Below are 22175 nucleotides of genomic sequence, written 5' to 3' on the forward strand. Positions count from 1 at the left end.
CGCACTGCACGGTCCACAGGGCAGTCGGCGGTACGGGAGAGAGCCCTGGGCCGCCACTCCCGCCGTTATGAGCGCCGGTCGCACGGCCTCCGGCGTTCATGGCCCCGACACACGACAGGAAGGCGCACACCCATGACACGGGTGCTGGTGGTGGAGGACGATCCGCAGCTCGTGCGGGCCCTCATCATCAATCTCCAGGTACGCCAGTACGGGGTCGACGCGGCCCCCGACGGTGCCACCGCGCTCCGGCTGGCCGCCGCGCGGCAGCCCGACGTGGTCCTGCTCGACCTCGGGCTGCCCGACATGGACGGGGTCGACGTCATCAGGGGGCTGCGCGGCTGGACCCGTGTGCCGATCCTCGTCCTCTCCGCCCGCCAGGCGTCCGAGGAGAAGGTCGCCGCGCTGGACGCCGGAGCCGACGACTACATCACCAAGCCCTTCAGCATGAACGAACTGCTCGCCCGGCTCCGGGCCGCCGTCCGCCGCACAGAGGAGGTACCGCTCGCGCCGGGGATGACGCTCGTCGAGACGGACGGGTTCACCATCGACCTGCTGGCCAAGAAAGCCGTACGGGACGGTCACGACGTACGCCTCACCCCGACCGAGTGGCATCTGCTGGAGATCCTGGTCACCAACCCGGGACGGCTGATCACACAGAAACACCTCCTCCAGGAGGTCTGGGGCGTCACCCAGGGCAACAAGACCAACTACCTGCGGGTGTACATGGCCCAGCTGCGGCGCAAGCTGGAAAAGGACCCCGCCCATCCCCGCTATCTCATCACCGAGCCCGGTATGGGCTATCGCTTCGAAGGATGAACATGGCACGCGGCAAGCTCCGGATCTATCTCGGCGCGGCCCCCGGCGTCGGAAAGACCTACGCCATGCTGTCCGAGGCGCACCGCCGCGTGGAGCGGGGCACCGACTGTGTGGTGGCCTTCGTCGAGCATCACGGTCGTCCGCGTACCGAGGTGATGTTGCATGGTCTGGAGCAGATCGCGCGCAGGGAACTGGAGTACCGGGACACCGTCTTCACGGAGATGGACGTGGACGCCGTCCTCGCCCGGCACCCCCATGTGGTACTCGTGGACGAACTCGCCCACACCAACGTTCCCGGGTCCCGCAACGACAAGCGCTGGCAGGACGTGGAGGAGTTGCTGGCTGCCGGTATCAACGTGATATCGACCGTCAACATCCAGCATCTGGAGTCGCTCGGCGACGTCGTGGAGTCGATCACGGGCGTACGGCAGCGGGAGACCGTGCCGGACGAGGTCGTACGGCGGGCCGACCAGATCGAGCTGGTCGACATGTCCCCACAGGCCCTGCGGCGGCGGATGGCCCACGGCAACATCTACAAGCCGGACAAGGTCGACGCGGCCCTGTCGAACTACTTCCGGCCAGGGAACCTGACCGCGCTGCGCGAGCTGGCTCTGCTGTGGGTGGCCGACCGGGTCGACGCCTACCTGACCGAGTACCGCAGCGAGCACCGGGTGTCGAAGATCTGGGGCTCGCGGGAGCGCATCGTGGTGGGCCTGACCGGCGGACCGGAGGGCCGGACGCTCATCCGCCGGGCCGTGCGGCTCGCGGAGAAGGGCGCGGGCGGCGAGGTGATGGCCGTCTACATCTCCCGCAGCGACGGCCTGACCGCGGCCTCGCCGAAGGAACTGGCCGTCCAGCGCACCCTCGTCGAGGACCTCGGCGGCACCTTCCACCAGGTCGTCGGGGAGGACATACCGGTCGCGCTCCTCGATTTCGCGCGCGGGGTCAACGCCACCCAGATCGTGCTCGGCGTCTCCCGCCGCAAAGGCTGGCAGTACGTCTTCGGACCGGGCGTCGGCGCGACCGTTGCCCGGGACTCCGGACCCGACCTCGACGTCCACCTCATCACCCACGACGAGGCCGGCAAGGGGCGCGGACTCCCGGTCAGCCAGGGTGCCCGCCTCGGCCGGGCCCGCCTGATCTGGGGCTGGCTCGTCGGCCTCGGCGGGCCCGCGCTGCTGACCTGGCTGCTGAGGGGCGTCTTCCCGGACGTCGGGCTCGCCAACGACATGCTGCTGTTGCTGACGACGACGGTGGCGGCGGCCCTGCTGGGCGGGCTCCTCCCGGCACTGGCCTCGGCGGTGGCCGCGTCCCTGCTCCTGAACTGGTACTTCACCCCACCCGTCCACACCCTCACCATCGCCGACCCGAAGAACATCGTCGCTATCGCGATCTTCGTCGGCGTCGCGGTCTCTGTCGCCTCCGTCGTCGACCTGGCGGCCCGCCGTACCCATCAGGCCGCCCGGCTGAGAGCGGAGTCGGAGATCCTCTCCTTCCTGGCCGGCAACGTCCTGCGCGGCGAGACCAGTCTGGAGGCCCTGCTGGAGCGGGTCCGCGAGACCTTCTCCATGGAGTCGGCGGCCCTGCTGGAACGCGCGAGCGACGTGGACCCGTGGACCTGCGCCGGCAGCGTGGGCCCTGGGCCCTGTGCCACCCCCGAGGAGGCGGACGTCGACGTACCGGTCGGCGACCACATGACCCTCGCGCTGACCGGGCGGGTCCCGCCCGCCGAGGACCGCCGCGTTCTCGCGGCCTTCGCCGCCCAGGCCGCCGTCGTACTGGACCGCCGACGCCTGAAGCAGGAGGCCGACCAGGCCAAGGAACTCGCCGAGGGCAACCGCATCCGCACCGCGCTGCTGGCCGCCGTCAGCCACGACCTGCGTACCCCGCTCGCCGGCATCAAGGCCGCGGTCACCTCCCTGCGCTCGGACGACGTCGAGTGGTCGCAGGAGGACCATGCGGAACTGCTGGAGGCCATCGAGGAGGGCGCCGACCGCCTCGACCTCCTCGTCGGCAACCTCCTCGACATGTCCCGCCTCCAGACCGGCACCGTCACCCCGATCATCCGCGAGACCGACGTCGACGAGGTCATCCCGATGGCACTCGGCGGCGTCCCCGAGGGCAGCGTCGACCTGGACATCCCCGAGACGCTGCCCATGGCCGCCGTCGACCGGGGCCTGATGGAACGGTCCGTCGCCAACATCGTTGAGAACGCGGTGAAGCACAGCCCCGCGGGCACCCCGGTCCTGGTCTCGGCGAGCGCCATCGCCAACCGGGTGGAGGTGCGCGTCGTGGACCGCGGCCCGGGCGTCCCCGACGAGGCCAAGGACCGCATCTTCGAACCCTTCCAGCGCTACGGCGACGCCCCGCGTGGTGCCGGTGTAGGGCTGGGCCTGGCCGTGGCCCGCGGCTTCGCCGAGGCCATCGGCGGCACCCTCCACGCCGAGGACACACCGGGCGGCGGCCTCACGATGGTGCTGAGCCTGCCGATGGCGGCGGCCCATCGGCCGTCGCCTGAGTCCGAGTCGGACATGCCCGTGACCGCCACGTCATAGCCTCACGTGTCGCCGGATCTCTCGTAGTCGGAGAGCCCCGCCAGCGCCTCGTCGTCAACCTCCCAGGCCGCCTCGCTGACTTCCTTCGGCCCTTCTAGCAGAACCAGGGCAGCTGTCTTGTCGACACGGTCAAGGGCCTCGCGTGCCTCTCTGGTGTCGACTGTGATTCCGTAGAAGTCCCGATCGAATTGGGCTACCGCAAGCTGGAGCTTGTGAGCCTCGTTGATGAAGGCCGCGTAGACGTGCCGCCGGGCGCTGCCAGTGTTCTGGGCTGCTGCGGCCCTGATTTGTTCGCGCGCGGAGTCGAGAGCGGCGCGGTAGGCAGATTCTGCCTGTGCATAAGCGGCTTCGGCTGCTCGGTGAGCGGGGCGGGCTTGGATGCGGGCAGCGAGGACGCCGGTGACGGTGCCGAGGCTGACGCCGCCAAGGGCGCCGACAGCGGATATCCATGCTGCGGTTACTTCGGGTTCCACAACGGCTGATCACGCCGCACGGGGACGGGGCACCGCACTGTGCGGCCGATCTGGGTGCCCGAGCGTCTACATCGACGAGCTGATCGACGCCCTACCGGAGGCCGACATCACCCTGTCCGTCACCCTCGCCACTGGGGCCTGCCGCAGGCACTCCAGGACTGGGGCGGCTGGCCGGAACGGGACACAGTTCACCACTTCGCCGCATCTTCGCCTTGTATGCCGGTTCACCCCGCACTCGGCGGCACTTGCTGCGTCATTGCCGCAGGTGCGGTGGGCCTTGTCTTGGCCTCCGTCGCGGCGATCACGGCACGCGGCTGGCTTCCGAGGATTGCTTCTCGCGCCGCTCGTGCCCAGACGGCCTGCTGGCGCGTGGTGAAGCCCATGCGGTTCCAGTGGAAGATGATGTGCCTGGCCAGGATGCCGCGTGTCCCGAGGCTGAGTCGCCCTTCGCGTCCGGCGTGACCGAGGGCACGGCCGCTGTGCTCCATCCTGGCGAACCAATCGGCGACGGGTGCCAGCGGTCCCTTGGCCCTGAGGGCGGGAGCGGCGTCGATCGTCAGCAGTCTTTTCAATACGGGGGTCATGGCGGTCACGCGGTCAACCGGGACGTCGCCAGGCAGAGGGCGCGTTGCTGCGACGAGTGCCCAGACGTCCCCCTGCTCGCTCCATTCCTGTCCTGCGGCGCGTAAGAAGAGGCTGATGAGGAGGAGCGAGGTGGCCTTGGCGTCGAGGAAGCCACCCTCGTCTCCGTCCCTGCCCATGAGATGCAGGTAGTCGAGGACGCCAAGGCTGTCGGTGTGGAACAGGTCGTGGGCGATGTCCATGCCGTGCGGGCCGCCAAATGCAGTGGTTTCCGGCTCGTACGGTGACGGCCACCAGCGCTCGGCCCCACCTCCGGAGACCACGGTGTCGAGGAGCTCGTGGATCTGCCGTGACAAGTCATCTGCCCTGGAACCCGGACCAGGAAGGGCTCGGAGGCGCCAGCTTGGGCGTTTGCGGATGAACCACCAGCAAGCGATCGACCCGCTGTCCATTGCCCGTCGTAGGAGGGGCAGGAGGTAGGTGTGGAAGGCGCGTTCGGCGGTCGAGTAGTCAGTGAACTCGATGTTCGCCTGGAGCCAGCCGGATGGTTCGAGGCCGACGCCGAGAGCGGCTCGGCCAGCGTCGCGGTATCGCTCGGTGGCTTTGAGGAGATGCTCGGGCGACGTCTGCGCCCGGCTGGCGGCCTCCGTGGGTGGGGTACCGGTGAGAACAGCCAGGACGGCCTGCTCGATCGTGCTGCTGTCGGGCAGATTCATCCCGATCCCTTTCGGTCGCGCGGTCAGATGAGGAGAAGGCACGCGTCCCAGTCGCTGGCTGGGAGGGTGCCTTCTTGGATGTTCTGGAAGGCGAGGGTCGCGCCGACCGAGCCGTTGAGGAAGCCGGTCTCGGCTGGGGGTTTGGTGGTGAGGAAGCGTTCGCTGAGCTGTGGCAGGTGGTGGACGAAGGCTCGCGGTTCGTCGGCGTCCTGGGTGACGCGTTGGAGGACCCGGAGCAGGCCGCCGAGGCCATGGCACAGGCCGCGGCTGGTGAGTTGGTCGAGCTGGGTGGGGTCGGCCAGGCAGTAGAGGAGTGCTCGTTCGGCCATGCGTTTGCGGTCGGGGTCGTTCAGGGCGAGGGCGGCGAGTTGTTGGGCGCGGGCCAGGCCGGGGGTGCCGTAGCACCAGGAGGGGGCGGCCAGGTGTGGGGGCACGGTGGTGGTGTCGGTGATCCAGCGTGGCCAGCGGGTGCCTCGGTGGTCGTTCACTCGTATCTGGTCCAGCCAACTGCAGATCCGCAGCATCGCCTTCTCATGGCCGGGCACGGTGATGCCGCGGAGTTTGGCGAGTGCGAGGAGGGCGAGGGGGCCGGTGATGCCGTGGGCGAGGCCGGCGTTGGCGTGGCCGTCGGGGGTGGGAGCAGTGAGGTTGACTGGGCTGTGGCTCACCCACCAGCCCAGGCGGGGTCGCCCGTCGGCGGTGGGGAGCGGCTCGGTCAGGCGCACCAGGTACTCAAGGACGCCCTTGAGGTCGTCGCCCTCGGGGGCGCGGCGTAGGAGGAGGGCGCCGAGGCCGGTCAGGCCGCGCAGGAGGTCGTACTCGGCGAAGGTGGTCGGCTCGCCGCGGTCGATGCGGGTGTGTGCTGCTGCCAGTCGGCGTCGGATGTGGGCGGCGACGATGCGGTCGAGGGTTTGCAGGGCGCCGGTGTACCGGATGCTGTCCACGGTGGCCCAGTGCAGCACAGACGCCATCGCGGGCGCGCCGAGGAACAGGCCCGTCTCGTCGCCGTCCAACAGGGGCCCGACGGTGGTGAGTTGCTGATGGGCGGTCTGCCAGGAGCCGGTGCCCTGGCGAGCGCGTTCGACGTGGAGCAGGGCGATGCCGAGGGAGCCTCGGGCGAGGGACTGCCGGACGGCGGCGTCCGTTTCCGGGGCGGGCGGAGCGGTAGTCACCGCAGGGCTCCTTCTTCTCTTGCGGTCCAGGAAAGGGCGGCGGCGCGGGCCAGGCGGCGGCAGATGGCTTCGCTGTCGGGGGCGATGCCGGCGGCCCGGTTGTGGTGCATGTGCAGAAGGGACGGCAGAACCGCGGCGGGGTCGGCACCGTGCGCTTCGAGAGCCTGGCGGTAGGCAGTCAGGGCGGTGCGGCGCAGGGCCCACGTCGTGACGAGGTGCTCACCGTTGGGCAAGGCTTGCAGGGCCGCGTGGTCGGGGCCCGGGGCGGAGAGGTGGACGGCTGCGGAGAGTACGTCGCGGGTGGTGGCTTCGCCGTCGTTCTTCAGGAGGTTCGTCGTCAGCCATGCCCGTCCGTCCGCTGGGGAGCCGAGGAAGGCGTCGGCGATGTCGACGAAGCTGGTGGCGGTGATGGCGGGCCGGAGGCTGTCGGGGATGGGGAGGGCCATCTGTGCGAGGGCGGCGGCGGAGTCTGCGGCGAAGACTTGTTCGGCTGCGGTGAGGGCGGGGCCGGTGCCGTAGCGTCCGGTCTCCGGCTCGTCGGTGTCCCACTGCACGCGTTGGAGAAGGCCCTCCGCGCGCAGCTCACCTGCCCAGGCAGCGACTTGCTGCGCCACCTCACCGAAGGCGTTCGGGTTCGGGAGGCGCAGTCGCAGCCGGAGATGGCTGTCGGGGTCGCTGTAGCGGGTGAACCACCACGTCGGTGCGTCGGCGTCCCAGTCGTGGAGGAGGCGCGGGAGGTGCGCGGTCAGCAGTTCGGGTGCTCGGTCGGCGTTGCCGTACAGCTTCAGGTAGGCCCACTCGCCGGCGCCGGGCAGGCGGCTGGAGTCGTGGTTGACGACGGGTGTCGTGCGGTTGATGGGCGCGGGGGAAGGCGGTTGGTCGGAAGCGAAGGACGCGGTGATCTCGTGGGCGCGGCCGACCCAGCCGAACGCCGCCTCGTCGGGCGCTTTGTGCAGGGTCACCGTTCCGTGGCGGTCCAGTTCGGCGCGCAGGAGTTGCCGGTGGGCGCTGACATCGAGGTCGAGGCGGAGCCGTTGGTCGTTGCCGCCGACGTACACGGTGCGGGGTACGCCGTAACGGATGCGCCAGTCGGTGAAGTGGAACATCCAGGCGCGACTGTCATCGCCGAGGTCGCGTGCGTTCAGCCGCCAGCAGGCGGCGGACAGGATGGTGCGGCCGACGCGGACTTCGGGCAGGAATGGCAGCCGGGCCGCCGCGCCCCAGGCGAAGGGGGTGAGGATGGCGGTGTGGGAGCGGTGCAATTCAGTGACGAAGCGGACGAGGGGGTGGGTGGCGCTGCTGAGTTCCACGGCGTTCAGGACCGAGGGCTCGATGAGCTGTCCGGTGGAGAGGGAGAGCAGGTAGAGGCGTCGGGAGTCGGCGACGACGCCGAGGCCGTCCAGGTCGAGGGTGGCGTCCGGGTTGTGCTCGCCGACCGAGAGGACGTGTGGGACGACGGCTGGGGCGCGGCCGACGTTGCGGGTCGGGATGCGCAGGGGTGGGCTGGACACCTGCCCGCGTGCGGCTCCGGGGGCCAGCGTTGGCAGGGCGGCGTACTCGGCGGTCATCCGGTCGCGGTCCGACTGGTCCAGCATCGTCAGGAAGCGGCCCGTCGTGGTGCCGGCCGCGAGGGACAGACCGGCGGTGACCAGATGGAATCGGCCGTGCTCCAGGTCCTCCAGTGAGGGGGACAGCACGGTGAAGCACAGTTCGACGTGCGCGGGTACTTGCGTAGGATCCCCCAACGACATGGCCTCGATGTCCTCCTCGGTGAGGACGACTTCGCGCCGATCGTTGAGGGCCGCAGACTGGGCGAGAGCGAGGAGGTGGTCGTCGCGGCGGGTCGTGGCCAACACCGTCCGCTTCAGAACCGTGCCGCGGTAGCCGACGGGGAAGCCGAGGCCGGTGTCCGGGTCGGTGAGGTCACGCAGGGGGACGATCGCTCCCATGCTGTAGCGCTCCAGGAACCGAGCGCGATAGTCCCGCCACGCCGGAGAGCCGTTCGGGTACGGCGAGATACGGGAGACGACCTCCAGGGCACGCTCCGCCTCCCGCGTGACCGCTGTCGGCAGGACGATGTCGCAGTCGGGGCGCACGTTCACGACCAGGGTGCGGGCGGTGCCTCCGGTGAGGGTGTTCATTCGCGCAGCCGCCTGGACGCGCAGGGCCTGCTGCTCACCCTGGGCAGCGATGTCGTGCAGGGTGAGCAGCTGGTGGATCTTTCGCAGCTCCTCGGCTGTACCGGCTCCACCTGATGGGGCGGCGGCACCCGTGGCGTCCAGCTGCGCGATGAGATGTCCGAGTGCGTCGTCGCATGTCATGGGGGCGTGGAGGCTGGTCAGCAGGACGCGATGGGCGACGAGGCTGGACACCATGTTCTCGATCACCGCGGTCGGCGTTTCCGGGTAGTCGCCGTGGAGTTTGGCCACGAGGTCGCTGACCGTGATCGGCGTACGGGCCAAGGTGAGCACCGCTTCCACGGCTCGGGTTCGTCGCAGTGTGGTGTCGGTGGGGCCGTTCGTGCCGGGCTGGTGCGGTACTGCCACCCGAGTGCCTCGTACCGTGCAGGTCGGATCTGCCATCACCGGCAGGCGCCGCAGCACCTCCCAGTTGCCTTCCAGGGCGGTGATGGCGGTGTTCAACCACTCGGCATCGGCCCGGGCGAAAGCACGGTGCTCCTTCCCCCACGTCACCCGAGCGGTGCCGCCGATGCGCACGGGGGCGGGGCCGGCGAACAGCCCGAACGGTGTGGCGCGGTGCTGCATGCGCAGCAGGTAGCGGGCGAGCGAGGCCGCGGTGCGCCGGACGGAGCGCGGCCGTTGCCGCTCTCCGCCGAGCACGTCGCGGATGGCGGCGGCGAGGAGCGGCGCGGCGAACTCGATGGCGGCAGCCCGGGTGTCGTCCGCCCAGACCTGGGCGATCCAGTCGCGCCAGCGCTCGACGTCGGCGGGGGCGTCGCCGTCCAGGTCGGGCCAAGGAGGAAGCGTCGCCGCCAGCGGGAAGACTGATGCGCGGATCATGCTCGCATCGATCGCGTGGTACATCGCTGTGCCTCCTTCTTCGTCACGGCGGTGCGCGGGGCCGGGCGGGTCAGATTCCGCCCGGCCCCTGGTGGGTCAGCCGCCGATGCAGGTGCTGTTGGTGCAGGCGGACTGGCAGGTGGAGGTGCAGTTGTCGCTGGTGTCGTTCAGCAGCGAGCCGATGACCGGGGCCGAGGCGAGGGTCTCGATGTTGAGGTCGAAGTCCGACCCGGTGTTGGTGCTGTAGTCGGTCGCGGCCTTCAGCGTTGTCGTGGGGTTCTGCTGTGCCATCACGTACTCCTCACGGGAAAAGGCGGGTGGGATGTGCTGTGCCGGCCTGGCCGTGGCGCCGCCGACGGCGTCACGGCCAGGTGATCGTGACCCGCGTGTGGGGTCGGTCGACGAGACGGCCCGCGGGAAGCTGGTCGTCCGGCGTACCCGCCGGGTGGACCTCGATGTGCGCACGGTGGGCCCGGTGGTCGCTGTGCCAGACCTGGATCTCCTCCACCAGACGGTCCGCGACCTTCTGTCCCTGCGGCCCGTGGCCGATCGCCCCGAGCTCGTACCGGTCGGGGTCGTCGATGGGGCGCGCGGTGCGGTAGGCGAAGCTGTCTCCGTCCACCAGCGTGGGGACGCCGATCGGCGACGCGGAGCCGACCAGACCACGCTTCCGTGCGCCGATCTTGGCAGCCATCAAGGGGAGGTTGTCGAGGGCGGTCGTCAGCCACAGGTCCAGGTGCTCGGTGGACTCGTCGCCGGCCACGGTGACGCCCGACCACGCCTCGACACGGGGCATGCCCAGGGCCACACGCAGGGCCTCGGCGTCAGGCTCGGGATGGCCGTCCAGGCGGAGGGCGATCTCCTCCCCTTCCACGTCGTGGAGCAATACCAGGCGCACGCGGTTCTCCCCGACGCCCTGCATCGGCACGAACCCGCACAGCTCGAACCCGTCACTGACGAGCCGCTCCCTGTCGCGGACGAACGCCACCGTGCGGGTCATGCCACGCATCCGCAGCGGCACCACGAGCCGACCACCCTCCTTCAGCTGGTGGACCCAGGCGGGCGGGATGTCGGCGGCCTGCACGGTGACGACGATGCGGTCGTACGGCGCGTGGCCGGGCACGCCGTGCTCGCCGTCGGCGGTGATCACGGTGACAATCCGGTCGTAGCCGGTCGCCTTGAGGAACTCCTCGGCACGCTGGGTGACGTCGTGGTCGATGTCCATCGTGACGACGCGGCCCCGCTCGCCCACCATCTCGGCGAGGTAGGCCGCGTTCACCCCGCCGGAGCCGATCTCCAGGACGCTCATCCCCGGCTGGATGTCCGCCTGCTCGATCTGCATGGCCTGGATACGCGGGGCGGACACCGAGCTGATGTTCACGCCCGTCGCATCCGTCTTCGTGACCGGGGCGAACTCGGCCTCGTAGGTCTTGGCCATGTCCACTTCGGGGGTGGCCAGGTGCCGGGGAACCGAACGGAACGCGGCCACGACGCGGCCACTGCGCGCGGCCCCCAGTTCGATCAGCCGCTCCACCATGGCATCACGCATCTGCTGTTCGGATGCGGGGGCGTTGTGCTTCTCGGACGTCGGGGCGGGAGTGTCATTCACAAGCATTCTCCTTCTCGGCACTACGTCGTCTTCTTGAACTGGGCCAGCCTGTCTGCGGTGTGGTCGGCCAGGTCAGCGGCGAGTGCGCGCACGTCAAGGGGAAGGCCCTCGTCCTTACTGGCATTGATTCCGGCGCCGACGGCGCCGATCAGGTCGAACAACGTGTCGTCGTCTGGTTCCTCGGTTGCCAAGGCGGCTCTCTCTTCTCGTGGTGCGAGCGGGGCTTGAAGCCCCGCCCAAGAAGCGGCCGTTCTCCTACGCGACGTGGGAGGGCGGTCTGTCGAATGGCACTTTGGTGGGCCACTGGCCGAGGGGAAGGGGCTGTGCGGGAGCCGGGGCGTTCCGCTGGCGGACGGCGCGCTCGCTCATCGTCCAGTGGAGCTGTTCGAGCCTGAAGACGCATCGCTGGCAGGCACAGAGAGGAAGCACCGTGCCCGCCACCGCGATCTCGCCGACCTCGGCCACGGGGACATTCGTCTGCTCGCACCTGAAGCAGCTGCCGCTCTGCCAATCGAAGCGGCCCCACAACTCGCTGGGCCTCATTCCCATGGCGGGTCACCTTCCGGAATGTGAGGCATCGGGCTTCCGCCGACGAGGGTGAGGAAGGGGACAGGGCGAACGTGCCATACGAAGGAGTACGGCTTCGCCACGAGGGGCAGCGCGAATTCCCCGCCCTCCGCGAGGGCCCGGACGGCGTCGCGCCACCCCTGGTGGCTCCTGGCCATAAGGGGATCGACGAAGTCCTCGTCCACGGCTGAGGCGATGACGCGCAGGGTGATGCGAGCCCACCGAACGGCCGACTCGGGAGTGCGCTGGGAAGCAGACCTGATGAGGCGTCCGTCAGCATGGCGCCACTCGCACCAGAAGCCCGGTTGGGGCGCGCACACAGCCCGTGTCGGTGCGGACGCGCTGTGAAGCAGCAGGGGATGGTCAGGGCGCATGGCCGCTGCCCTCCGCGTAGACCCACAGCAGCCGGCGGGTAAGACTGGCGACATCACGCATGTAGAAGAAGGCGCTGAAGGCCGGCGTCTCCTTCGTAGGGCGCTCGGAGAGCTCCAGCAGCCTGTACGCCCGTCTGCACAGGTCCCTGACGGCGGGATCGTCGTCAGCGCCCGGCCTCCTGCTGAGAAGCAGGTTCAACTCACCGATGAGGGTTGCCGTCTTGGTGTCGATGTCCTCGCGGGTTGATGCGCCCAACTGCATGACGAGGGCGAACTCCGTGCTGTCCTCGATCTGCTGGACATCGATCGGGTCCTCGCAGGACTCGGCCTTCGACGCTTCGTCTCTTCTCATCATGGTCGTCACGGCGTTTCCCTCGCTGGCTGACGGCGGTTTCACCGGATGGGAGTCCAGCGTTCCGTGCGAAGGGCGTGCGGACCACGGCATTCGTGGGTCAGTGTGGGGACATCTCTGGGACATGGGACAGGCGCCATGATTGAGAACAGCAAGAGCCGGGGAAGGGGGGCCACATGAGCCTTGCCGAGAGGCGCAGAGCTCTGGGGTTAACCCAGGAGGGATTCGCTTTCGCGGTTGGCGTCGATCGGCGCACCGTAGGCCGATGGGAGCGGGGCGAATCGAAGCCCCAGCCTCCCCAGCGGCCCAAGGTCGCTGAGGTGCTACAGATGGACCTCGACGAACTCGACGCCATGTGGGCCTCGGCTGAAGTCCTGCCCATGCCGACGGGGTTGGCGTCGAGCGCCCACGATGGTCCAGAGGACACAGACGAGATGATCCGACGCGAGTTTCTGCGCCTGCTGGCGGTCTCGGGGGCGCTCGCCGCCGTGCCGATAGATGAGGCGGACACCCTGGCGGAAGGCGAGCTGCGGGGCGACCTCGACGCCTTCGAGCGCATGAACGGCCACTTGTGGCAGGTGTACCAGCTCTCCCGTGCCAAGCACTCGGTGCACCCCGTAGTGCGGTCTCAGCTCGAAGCCCTCAACGACGCGCTTTGGGGAGGGAACAGCCAGGCCAGCACGCTGTGCTTCGCTGCCGGGGACCTGTTCCAACTCGCGGGGGAGCTGGCCTTCGACGCCAACCGCTACGGTGACGCCACCGCCTCGTACTCACTGGCCGCCAGCGCGAGCAGGGAGGCCGGCGCGTTCGATCTGTGGGCGTGTGCCCTTATCCGAAGCGCCTACGTGGACCTCTCGGAGAAGCGCTACAAGCGAGCGGCGGAAACCCTCGGCGCAGCACGTCGCATCGCCCTTCGCGGCGACGGCAACCTGTCAACGAGGCACTGGGCCGCAGCCGTCCAGGCCGAGGCGTACGCATGGCTCGGCGACTTCGACGCCTGCGAGGAGGCGCTCGACGAGGCGGAGAAGGTGTCCGACCTGGGCGGTGAAGTCTCCAACGGCGGATGGTTGCGCTTTGACGGCTCCCGTCTGGCAGAGGAGCGCGGGGCCCGGTATTTGCAGCTCAATCGGCTCGGCCTCGCCGAGGACGCCCTCAAGGACGCGCTTCGACAAAAGCCCCTCGCTCCCGGTCATTCGTTCCGGCGCCGAGGCTCCGTGCTCGTCGACCTGGCCGCTATCGGCGCAAAGCGGAGGGACTCGGAACAGGTGGTGCAGTACGGGGTCGAGGCCCTGCGTCTGGCGCGGGCCTCCGGGTCCGGCTACGTCGCCCGTAGACTCCAAGCTCTGACCGCCGAGCTTGGCAACTTCGGGCGCGATCGGCGCATTGCCGAGTTGAGGGCCGAGATCGGCACCCTGACGGCGTGACGAGAGGGGATGGCATGGCCAACGAGGGCGCACGGGTCTTCCGTGAGGCGTGGACCGCAGGGGTGCGGAAGCACTTCCCCGGTGAGCCGAAGCCGAGCTACGTGACCCCGTGGGAGGAGACGCCCGAGTGGGAACGTGAGGCCGCGGGCGCTGTGTACGAGCAGGTGCGCCACTTTCTCGACCTCAGCGGCGGCCACGCCTCCCGCCTGTCACGCGAGCAGAAGAGCCGCTTCGTGGCAACGTGCTGGACAGCCCAGATGTACAAGCACTTCGAGGACCCGAAGCCTGGATACGTGGCCGACTGGCCCGACCTGCCGGACTGGCAGAAGGAGACCGACTCGGACATCTTCGAGGCCGTCGAGAGCAGCCTGAAGTAGAACGTCAGACGGCCCTGTCCAAGCTGCGCGTGGACGGGGCCCTCGCATGTCGTCAGACGGCCGGGGAGGGTGCCGACGCAGCAGTTCGCCGGGGGCAGACAGGAAAGACCCCCTGAAGGGCTGGTGCCCGGCGGCAAGCCATGTCAACGTACAACGCTGCTGGACACCACCCCCGAGCCTACGGAAGCGCCCCTGCACCCGCACCACCCCAGCGATCCCTCCCCTCTTGACTCGCCGGACCCGGTGTACTGGGTCACCCCGCGCCATTTGGCTGGCGATGACGGTGCGCTCGCCGAGCGGATCGGCGACACCTTGGCCGGCCTCGGCTGGCGCATGTGGCCCACGGCCCGCAACACCCTGCTGTACGTGAGTTCGGACGGGCTGTGCGGCGCCGAGTGGATTCTCGCGGCCCACCCGTTCGAGCTGGGCAGGCTGCCGGTTGCCTGGCAGTTGAGCGCCCGCTCGCATGCCACGTCCGTGATGACGGCGTGGAACGCGTACTTCACCACCGGCATTCCGTACGAGGGCTAGCCGACCTCCTCGCGGCGATCGACACCCGCGAAACGCCCGAGGTCGGCCTCACCGGGCCCGAGACCGTTCTCAACGCGCTCTGTGCCCGCGGCTGGATCCGCGACCTGGACCGCCCCCGCACCACCGCCACGGATCCCGGGTTCTCCTGCAACGTCTCCCTGGAGATGCTGCCGCCGCTCATCGAGGACGCCGACCCACGTCCTGACCTGGTGGGCTGGCAGGCGTGGGCGGACCCCGTTCCCGGCGCCCCGTACCTGTGGTGCGCCAGCTTCAGCGCCAGCGTCCCCCACGACCTGGTCGCCGCGTTCGCCTCCTCGCTCGCCTCCCCGGTGCCGGTGCTCCGCCGTACCGTGCCCAAGAGCGCCGAGGGCAGGCTTACCGTCGTCCGCCACAGCTGACGGCTCCTGCCCGAGCAGAGGCAAGCCGCTGGCGGGCGCAGCAGCATCGTCAAGCAGACGGCCGTCGGCACCGGGACGGTGATCGTCGCGGGGTGAATCGGCAGCCGCTTCAGTCCTGCCGCAACGGCGGCCCCTGGGTGGGCCGCCGTTGGTGTGCGTACGGTCAGTTGTCTTCGTGCTCGGCGCGGTATTCGAGGCCGGTTCGTGCGGCGACGATCTTGACCAGGCGCTCGTACTCCGAGTAGTCCTCATCGGTCATGGTGGCGTAGATGTTGCTGCACAGGGAGCCGTCGGGGAGTTGGTCGACGTACTTCGTGAACAGGTCGACGAGGGCCTTCTGCATCTCGTAGGTTTCACGCGCCCACTCTTACTCAAGCTGTCGCTGCGCGTGCGCGGCGGTGACCTCTGCCGGGGTAGCGGTGCAGATCAGGTCGTGCTCGGCCGTGGTGAAGGCGGTTCCATTGCGGCGATACAGGAGCGACCGGTCATCGCGGGGGGTGCTGTCCACTTTGGTGAGGAGGACGACGACGTTGGCGCGAACAGGGGGCTGGGGCATGGGCGGTTCCTTGTGCGGTGTTGTTGTGATCGGTGGCGGTGATGGTGGCGGCCGGGCGTAGGGGTGTTCAGCGCCGCCGGGTCTGGGGTTCCTGCGAGCGCGGAGCAGTGGGGTGGTCGGCGTTGGCCGCCTGGGCTCGTGGGCCGGGTGCGTGGCGTTCGCCGAGGCGGCGGATGCGCCAGGTCAGTGCGCGGGCGGGGCTGTGGGCGTCGTCCAGCGTGCGCTGGCTGAGGGCCCGGTCGAGGATCGCGGTCGCGTTGTGTCCGGCTGCTTCCGCCTGGGCGAGCACGGTGGCCAGGGCGTCCCAGGCGGAGTCGGCCAGGATGCGGTCGGCGTGTTCGGGGACCGCCTGCTGGAGCTGGTGGGCGTAGCGGCGCTGGATCTGAGGGCTGGGTGCCCTGCTGGCGAGGCCGGCCAGGACTGGTCCGGCGATCTGCGCGTACGCGGCCTGCAGGTGGATGAGGGTCTGCTCGGCTGCCGCCTGCTGTTGGGCGTGCTGGCGGATGCGGTGCCAGTGCATCGCGTAGGCGACCGCGGTGAGCGCGACGTCCAGCAGCATCGCCAGCCCGGCACCGTCCCCATGCCGTGCGGGATCCTTCCAGATCACCTGGACGCTGCGGCGCAGGACGCGGGAGCTGACGTGGTCGGCGGCGATGCGGGAGCGGGTGGCGCGCTCGAAGGCTACGGCGGCGTGTTCGAGTTCTGCACGCGCTGCGGGCGGGGCGGTTAGTGGGAGCAGGTCGAGTGCTCCGCCGAGTGCGGCCAACTGGCCCTGGGCCACTGCGTCGTCGCTGTGGGCCAGATGGTGGGGGATGCGTTCGGTGGCGGCGGTGGCCTGGTGCCACGGGTTGCCCGGCCGGATGGCCACGGGTTCGGGGCTGGTGGTGGCGAGGCGTTGGCGGATCTTGGGCAGGGAGAGGTCGCCGGCGAGGGTGGAGCCGGCGTAGAACACGGGCTCTCCTTTGTCGTTGGTGTCGCCGGGCAGGGCGAAGTTGCAGCCGAGCGCGTCGCCGGACGGACCGAGCTTCAGCCGCACGGTCACACCCGTTGCCTCAAGTAGGGCGAAGAACTCGGCCTCGGTGGAGGCGGCTGCCATCGCGCGGCGGACGCGTAGTCGCAGGATCTCGCGGAAGGTGGCGTCCTGGCCCAGGCGCCTGGCCTTGAAGTGCTCCTTGCTGGTGGGGCGTTTGGCAGCGGTGCCGTCGCCGGGCTTCAGTCGGCGGAGTCCGTAGTCGATTTCGATCTGGCGGGCTTCTTTCTGAACGGCGCGTATGTCGTGGTCTCGGCGGGGGCGGCGGCCGTCCTGGCGGACGAGGGTGGCGGCGATGTGGATGTGGTCGTCGGCGTGGCGTACGGCCACCCAGCGGCAGGCTTCCGTGTCCCCGGTGGGTGCGATGCCGGCTGCTGCCACGATCCGGCGGGCGATCTCGGCCCACTGGTCGTCGGTCAGGATGGGGTCCTCGGGGGCGGCGCGGACCGGGCAGTGCCAGACGGTTGTCTTGGGTGCCCGGCGGCCGAGCATGGCCACCGGCTGGTCGAGCTGGGTGTGGAGCTGCTTCTCCACCTCCTTGGGGTCGCGGTGAGGACTGCGTCCGGGGTCGGGGGCGAAGCCGTTCCAGGACGCCACCAGGTGCGGGGCGACGTGTTCGTTGGCGGTGCCCTTGCCGAAGAGGTAGGCGATCAGGCGGCGGGTGTCGCCCTGGCCGAGGATGATCTTCGGTATCACCGGCTCACCGCCCCTCTACGACCTGGGCGACTGCGGTGTCGACGGCGGCGATGGCTGCTTCGATGCGCGCCAGGAGGCGGAGGACGGTGTCGGGCTGGGGCCAGGCGCCGTCCTTGTGGAGGTGCCAGGTGAGCTGGTTGAGGTTGTTGCCGACTCCGCCGAGCTGTCTGTTGGTGGCCAGTAGCGCCTTGACCATGGCGCGGTAGTCGGCGACCGCGGCCGATGGGTCCTCGGTGCGGGCGGCGGCCAGGGATGCCTCGGCGACGTAACCGCCGATCGGCATACGGCTGATGTCGGCGGCGCGTGCGAGTTCGGCGAACTCGCTGTCGCTGTAGCGGGGATGGACGCGGCGCTCACGCAGACGCTGCTGACGCATTCGGCGACGCGGAGCGGACGGCTGCACGGGGTGCGACGACGACGTGGTCTCGCCCCCTGTCTCGGTCGGTCCCCCCGGGCCGGCAGACTCCGGCGCCCCTGCGCCGGATGCCTCCGTCTCCCCCGGGGCGGGGGCCGGGTAAGGACTCCTTACCCGACAACTTGCTGCGCGGTTGTCCGGGGCGGTGGGGGTCTCCTGCCGGTTGGTGACTTCGTGGTGTCGGTCGTGCACGTGTGGTTCTCCGAGGGTGTGGTCGGTAGGGGAGCTGAGCCGCCGAAGCGTCGAGCGCTGGCAGATGAGGCCAGTGGCCGAAGCAGTGCGACGGTTGTGGGAGCTGCGGTAGACGCCGTCAGGGGCAGGGCTGTGTGGCTGGCGAGGAGTGCAACGGGGACCGGTCCCCAAGCGCTGCGGCACACGGTCCCCATACAACGGGGGACGGGATGCGCCGCTCATCGGGGACGGTCCCCCTGACACGTCGTCACGGGGACCGTCCCGTTCCGCTGCACGGTCCCGGTCCCCGCGGGGACCGAAGAGGCTGCCGTGGGGGACGGTCCCGGTTACCGGGGACGCTTCAGGGGACCGACATAAAGGCCCTCTGAGCTGCATGTTCTGCGGGACCGGTCCCCGACAGCCGTCACACGGTCCCCGGGACGCGGTCCCCCAAGCGCTCGTCGGGACCGTGTACGACCGGTTGGGGACCGGGCCGTTCCCAGCCCACGCAACTGCCGCGAGGAGCGAAACGGGACGGCGTCACGCTGCTCGGTGTCGGTCCATCCGGGCAGCGGCGAGGTCGACGCGCGACGGATGGGGAGTGGCACGTACGGCATTGCCCCGGGCGGTTCCGTCAGGGCTCGCCCTGCGTTGACGGCACGGGGAGCCCACGGCCGCGTGGCACCAGTCGCACCGCACGCCGAGCGCGTCCGGGACGCCCGCGGCGATGGCGGTCTCGCGTGCGGCGCGGGCCGGACGGTAGCGGGCGAGCTCGGCGCGTACGGCCGGCGGGATGCACGACCCGACCTCGCGCAGGCGCTCCTCCACGTCGCGAGGCCGGCCACCGCTGGCGATGTGCCGGTACGTCGAAGGGGCGGTCACCCCGGTGGCGACAGCGTTCCGGGACCGGAGCAGCTCGGCACGCCAGGCGACCGGGTCGTCCGGGTCGGCGGCTGGAGTGGGGTCGGTGTGCCGATCGAGGCGGTCGCGTCGGTGGGCACGCCATCTGCGGACGACGTCCACGGGCAGGATCGGGTACGGCGAGTCGAGGACGTGCGACCGTATCGCCTCGCGGACGTCCCAGCCGTGAGCGGTGGCGAAGGGCACGTCGTCGAGCAGCTCCAGCCACTGGGCGATCTGGTCACGGGCCTCGCCCGTGCCGGCGCGGATGGTGCGGGGGTCGAGGCGCCCGACGTAGGCGAGGACAGCGGCGACTTCACGTCGGTCCAAGGGCGGGATACTCCGTTCCGGTCGGTTCGTCGAGGGCGGCGAGCAGGGCGGCCATGTGCGCTTCGGAGCGCGTCATGCCCGTGGCCGTGGCCGTGGTGTGGGTCCCGTGGGTGCCGCCGGGTAGGGCGTAGAGAGTGGGGCGTCCAGGGGCGGGGGTGTGTTCCCGGGCGATCCACGCGCGCCAGTCGGTGGCCCACGCGGCGGCGGTGCGGGGCGCCCATGGAGCCCGGTAGGCGCGCCACTTCTCGTCGGCTGCGTGCAGGGCGTGCTCGCCGAGTCGGTCGAGGTGGCCGCCGCGCTGGAGCCAGGCACGGGCGTCGTCGTCGATCTGCCATTCGAGCGCGGAGATGAGCGGGGTAGAGCTGCTGCTCTTACCGTTCACCTTCGGTTCTCTTCTGTTCTGGGGGCCGGAATCCGCACCCCCACCGGGTCGGATTCCGTACTCCCTGGGGGTCGGATTTCGTTCCCCGGGGTCGGAATCCGCTCCCCCCTCGACATGCTCGGCAGGGCCGGATTCAGGCCCCCCGAGGGTCGGAATCCGATCCCCCCGCGGGGCCGCATTCCGGTCCCCCTCCTCGGCCTGATCGGCGAGGAACCGGGCGGCGACCGGAAGGACGTAGTACGTCTCTCCCCGTGGCCCCTTGCGGTCGGGGAGCTGCACCAGCTCGCCGCTGGCGATCAACTTCGCCAGGGCGTCGCGTACGGCGGTGCGGGACGCGTTGGCGCGCTTCATGAGGGTGGGCACGGACGCGTACGCGACGCAGTGCCGGTCACGGCACCGGTCGGCGATCAGGGCGAGGACCATGCGGGCGGTGCCCTTGCTGCGGCTGTGGTCCCACACCCATTCGCGGGCGTCGTAGCTCATCGGGCGGCGGCTCCTAGGTCAGGACGGAGAGGTGCGATCGACCCTCGTCGGGCGGTGCACAGGGAGGGGGTTGCATACAGCCCCGGTCCGAAGCGGGAGGGCTGGTGGCGTCGTATAGCCAAGACAGCCACACCCCTGCCACACAAGTCCAGCATTCCGCCGGGAAATCAGACAGCTGACGGCGAACGTGTGCTGCGAGGCAGGAACAAAACCATAAACCCGGATCGCCGGTTGCCGAAATAATGCACCGTCAGGTGAAGCCAGAAGTATCACTTCGAGAACCCGTTGACTCCTGCTGAGAGTGCAAGCTACAACACAACACCCCACGTCAGAGCATGCCATCGGGCTGGAGAAGACGCCGCCAACCGGATACTCGGAACCCAGCCCAGAGGTAAGCCCCGCCCGTTCGCCGGGCGCAACATAGCCGACGATCGCCGGTTAACCAAACCGGCGAATGGAAGCTACAAATGGAGCCATGGCAGCACGATCCCTGGAAATCGGACCGGCCGGAATACGGACCGCCCGCACCATCGAAATTCTCCGCACCGAACGCGGCCTCGCCCAGCGCGAGCTCGCCGCCCGCGTCACCGCCCTCGGCCGTCCGATGACCAACACGATGCTGTCCCGCATCGAACGCGCCCAGCGCCGCTGTGACATCGACGACCTCGTCGCCCTCGCCCAGGCTCTCCGGGTCTCGCCCCTGGCCCTCCTCCATGGGATCCGCGCCGCGTAGTTCCAGGCGACGCCCGCCGAACGGCCTGCCACACCGCACCACCCCGAGTAAAGGACCCACCGCCCTTGCGCCGACCCGCAATACCCCCTGCCCTTCCCCGCTCCCAACGCACCGCCCACACCGCTCAGGAGGTGACCGCGAATGGCTGACCGCCTCCTGACCGTGGCCGAGGCCGGCGAAATGCTCGGCACGGGCGACCGCTTCGTCCGCCGCCTGATCGCCGAGCGCCGCATCCGCTACGTGAAGCTCGGCCGCCCGGTACGCATCCCCGAGAGCGCGATCACCGAGTACGTCGAGGCGCGCACCGTCGAGCCGGTCCGCCGCATCCGTGCCCGCTACGGGAAGGCGGCCTGATGGCGGCACGCAAGCCGCAGCGGCGGCGCGAGTTCGGCACGGCACGCAAGCTCGCCTCCGGCCGATGGCAGGCCCGCTACCTCGGACCGGACGGCCAACGGCACAAAGCACCGGAGACGTTCGAGACCAAGTCTGACGCCCAGGACTGGCTCAACCTCGTCCGCGCTGACATTGAGCGCAGCACATGGCGCGACCCGGACGCCGGAGCAGTCAACTTCGAGAAGTACACACTCCGTTGGCTGGAGGAACGCGGCCTGGCTCCCACCACCGTCGACCGCTACGACGGACTGCTCCGCCTCCACATCCTGCCGACCTTCGGCGGCAAGAACCTGGACGAGATCACCCCGCCCTCCGTCCGCACGTGGCGCGCCGACCGCCTGAAGGCGACCGGCGCCACCACGGTCGCCAAGTCGTACCGCTTGCTGAAGTCCATCCTTCAGACCGCAGTCGACGACGATCTCCTCCGCAACAACCCATGCCGCATCAAGGGCGCCGGCAAGGAGGAGGCCGACGAACGTCCCACCGCCGCCATCGAGCAGGTCTTCGACCTCGCCGACGCCATGGGACCGCGCTGGCGCCTGATGGTCCTGCTGGGCGCCTTCGCTTCCCTCCGCCCGGAGGAGCTGGCTGAACTACGCCGTCACAGTGTCGATCTCGACGAATGCTCCCTGCGCGTCACACAGGCTTCGCCGGAGCTGACGAACGGCAGGCGAGTCACCGGCGACCCCAAGACCCGGGCGGGTAAGCGCACCGTCTACCTGCCGGACTTCCTGCTCCCGGAGCTGCGCCGCCACCTGCAGTGGTTCGCCGAGAAGGGACCGGACGGCCTCCTCTTCATCGGGGAGAAGGGCGCCCCTTTCCGCCGCTCGACCTTCGGCCGCAAATGGCGCAAGGCGAGGACCAAGGTCGGCATGCCGGACAACTTCCGCTTCTACGATCTCCGCCACACCGGCAACACCCTCGCCGCCGACACAGGCGCCAAGCTGAAGGACCTCATGGTCCGCGCCGGCCAGTCCTCGGAGCGGGCTCAGCTGATCTACCAGCACTCGACGGCGAAGCACCAGCGGAGGCTGGCACAAGGCATCGACGCCGAGGTACGGCAGCAGTTGCGAAGCCCTGACGCTGAGGGGCAGCACGCCGAGGAAGCGTGACAACCGTG

General features: G+C 69.8%; 22 protein-coding genes and 1 pseudogene. 9 read left to right on the forward strand and 14 right to left on the reverse strand.

Annotated elements, in window-relative coordinates; all coding sequences use genetic code 11:
- Nucleotides 1-132 precede the first annotated feature (132 nt).
- Together SGFS_RS31465 and SGFS_RS31470 are read left to right on the forward strand one after the other, a co-directional pair.
- Entirely contained in the window at nt 133-816 is a 684-nt protein-coding gene (locus SGFS_RS31465; RefSeq protein ID WP_286255278.1) for a response regulator, read from the forward strand.
- 2 nt (nt 817-818) lie between these two features.
- Nucleotides 819-3371 (forward strand): sensor histidine kinase, encoded by a 2553-nt coding sequence (locus SGFS_RS31470; protein ID WP_286255280.1) that lies wholly within the window; start codon nt 819-821, stop codon nt 3369-3371.
- A gap of 2 nt (nt 3372-3373) precedes the next feature.
- On the opposite strand, the gene SGFS_RS31475 is transcribed toward SGFS_RS31470, so the two are convergent.
- The 7 genes from SGFS_RS31475 to SGFS_RS31510 form a co-directional block, all read right to left on the reverse strand.
- Nucleotides 3374-3844 (reverse strand): hypothetical protein, encoded by a 471-nt coding sequence (locus tag SGFS_RS31475; RefSeq protein WP_286260465.1) that lies wholly within the window; start codon nt 3842-3844, stop codon nt 3374-3376.
- Between the two features lie 224 nt (nt 3845-4068).
- Nucleotides 4069-5142 carry a thiopeptide-type bacteriocin biosynthesis protein gene (locus tag SGFS_RS31485; protein ID WP_286255281.1) on the reverse strand — a complete coding sequence of 358 codons (1074 nt, stop codon included), beginning with the start codon at nt 5140-5142 and terminating at the stop codon, nt 4069-4071.
- Between the two features lie 23 nt (nt 5143-5165).
- Nucleotides 5166-6314, reverse strand: coding sequence for a lanthionine synthetase LanC family protein (locus tag SGFS_RS31490; protein WP_286255283.1), 1149 nt, complete (start codon nt 6312-6314; stop codon nt 5166-5168).
- The gene (locus SGFS_RS31495; RefSeq protein ID WP_286255284.1) at nt 6311-9358 is read right to left on the reverse strand and encodes a lantibiotic dehydratase; all 3048 of its coding nucleotides are present in this window, start codon (nt 9356-9358) and stop codon (nt 6311-6313) included. Before SGFS_RS31495 ends, SGFS_RS31490 begins: the two co-directional genes overlap by 4 nt.
- Nucleotides 9359-9430: 72 nt before the next feature.
- Nucleotides 9431-9625 (reverse strand): FxLD family lanthipeptide, encoded by a 195-nt coding sequence (locus SGFS_RS31500; protein ID WP_220647796.1) that lies wholly within the window; start codon nt 9623-9625, stop codon nt 9431-9433.
- A 70-nt stretch (nt 9626-9695) separates the two neighbouring features.
- Nucleotides 9696-10943, reverse strand: a complete 1248-nt coding sequence (gene fxlM / locus SGFS_RS31505) for a methyltransferase, FxLD system (protein ID WP_286255289.1) — start codon at nt 10941-10943, stop codon at nt 9696-9698.
- A 20-nt stretch (nt 10944-10963) separates the two neighbouring features.
- Nucleotides 10964-11134: a hypothetical protein gene (locus SGFS_RS31510; protein ID WP_220647798.1), complete on the reverse strand. Its 171-nt coding sequence runs from the start codon at nt 11132-11134 to the stop codon at nt 10964-10966.
- Between the two features lie 429 nt (nt 11135-11563).
- Here SGFS_RS31510 and SGFS_RS31515 point away from each other — a divergent pair, with 429 nt between their 5' ends.
- On the forward strand, nt 11564-11701 hold the full coding sequence (locus SGFS_RS31515) for a hypothetical protein (RefSeq protein WP_286255291.1): 138 nt from the start codon (nt 11564-11566) through the stop codon (nt 11699-11701).
- A 172-nt stretch (nt 11702-11873) separates the two neighbouring features.
- On the opposite strand, the gene SGFS_RS31520 is transcribed toward SGFS_RS31515, so the two are convergent.
- Nucleotides 11874-12239 carry a hypothetical protein gene (locus tag SGFS_RS31520; protein WP_286260165.1) on the reverse strand — a complete coding sequence of 122 codons (366 nt, stop codon included), beginning with the start codon at nt 12237-12239 and terminating at the stop codon, nt 11874-11876.
- Nucleotides 12240-12412: 173 nt separating this feature from the next.
- Here SGFS_RS31520 and SGFS_RS31525 point away from each other — a divergent pair, with 173 nt between their 5' ends.
- From SGFS_RS31525 to SGFS_RS31535, 3 genes and pseudogenes are all read left to right on the forward strand, one after another.
- Nucleotides 12413-13660, forward strand: a complete 1248-nt coding sequence (locus SGFS_RS31525; protein WP_286255293.1) for a helix-turn-helix transcriptional regulator — start codon at nt 12413-12415, stop codon at nt 13658-13660.
- Nucleotides 13661-13674: 14 nt separating this feature from the next.
- Nucleotides 13675-14037 carry a hypothetical protein gene (locus SGFS_RS31530; protein WP_286260166.1) on the forward strand — a complete coding sequence of 121 codons (363 nt, stop codon included), beginning with the start codon at nt 13675-13677 and terminating at the stop codon, nt 14035-14037.
- Nucleotides 14038-14280: 243 nt separating this feature from the next.
- A pseudogene (locus tag SGFS_RS31535) lies at nt 14281-14966 on the forward strand (SPDY domain-containing protein).
- A gap of 163 nt (nt 14967-15129) precedes the next feature.
- Here SGFS_RS31535 and SGFS_RS31540 read toward each other — a convergent pair.
- The 6 genes from SGFS_RS31540 to SGFS_RS31565 form a co-directional block, all read right to left on the reverse strand.
- Nucleotides 15130-15309, reverse strand: coding sequence for a hypothetical protein (locus SGFS_RS31540; protein WP_286255294.1), 180 nt, complete (start codon nt 15307-15309; stop codon nt 15130-15132).
- A 24-nt stretch (nt 15310-15333) separates the two neighbouring features.
- Nucleotides 15334-15522, reverse strand: a complete 189-nt coding sequence (locus tag SGFS_RS31545) for a hypothetical protein (RefSeq protein ID WP_286255296.1) — start codon at nt 15520-15522, stop codon at nt 15334-15336.
- Nucleotides 15523-15589: 67 nt separating this feature from the next.
- On the reverse strand, nt 15590-17248 hold the full coding sequence (locus SGFS_RS31550; RefSeq protein WP_286255298.1) for a relaxase family protein: 1659 nt from the start codon (nt 17246-17248) through the stop codon (nt 15590-15592).
- 4 nt (nt 17249-17252) lie between these two features.
- On the reverse strand, nt 17253-17624 hold the full coding sequence (locus SGFS_RS31555; protein WP_286255299.1) for a plasmid mobilization protein: 372 nt from the start codon (nt 17622-17624) through the stop codon (nt 17253-17255).
- A gap of 750 nt (nt 17625-18374) precedes the next feature.
- Entirely contained in the window at nt 18375-19064 is a 690-nt protein-coding gene (locus SGFS_RS31560; protein WP_286255300.1) for a zinc finger domain-containing protein, read from the reverse strand.
- The gene (locus tag SGFS_RS31565) at nt 19051-19929 is read right to left on the reverse strand and encodes a helix-turn-helix domain-containing protein (RefSeq protein WP_286255301.1); all 879 of its coding nucleotides are present in this window, start codon (nt 19927-19929) and stop codon (nt 19051-19053) included. Before SGFS_RS31565 ends, SGFS_RS31560 begins: the two co-directional genes overlap by 14 nt.
- Before the next feature lie 475 nt (nt 19930-20404).
- On the opposite strand from SGFS_RS31565, the gene SGFS_RS31570 reads away from it, so the two are divergent.
- From SGFS_RS31570 to SGFS_RS31580, 3 genes are all read left to right on the forward strand, one after another.
- Nucleotides 20405-20662, forward strand: a complete 258-nt coding sequence (locus SGFS_RS31570; RefSeq protein ID WP_143640031.1) for a helix-turn-helix domain-containing protein — start codon at nt 20405-20407, stop codon at nt 20660-20662.
- Between the two features lie 141 nt (nt 20663-20803).
- Nucleotides 20804-21016: a helix-turn-helix domain-containing protein gene (locus SGFS_RS31575; protein ID WP_286255308.1), complete on the forward strand. Its 213-nt coding sequence runs from the start codon at nt 20804-20806 to the stop codon at nt 21014-21016.
- Nucleotides 21016-22167 carry a tyrosine-type recombinase/integrase gene (locus tag SGFS_RS31580; protein ID WP_286255309.1) on the forward strand — a complete coding sequence of 384 codons (1152 nt, stop codon included), beginning with the start codon at nt 21016-21018 and terminating at the stop codon, nt 22165-22167. The genes SGFS_RS31575 and SGFS_RS31580 overlap by 1 nt, the downstream gene beginning before the upstream one ends.
- Nucleotides 22168-22175: the final 8 nt, after the last annotated feature.

This window comes from Streptomyces graminofaciens, from assembly GCF_030294945.1.
Lineage (GTDB): Bacteria > Actinomycetota > Actinomycetes > Streptomycetales > Streptomycetaceae > Streptomyces > Streptomyces graminofaciens.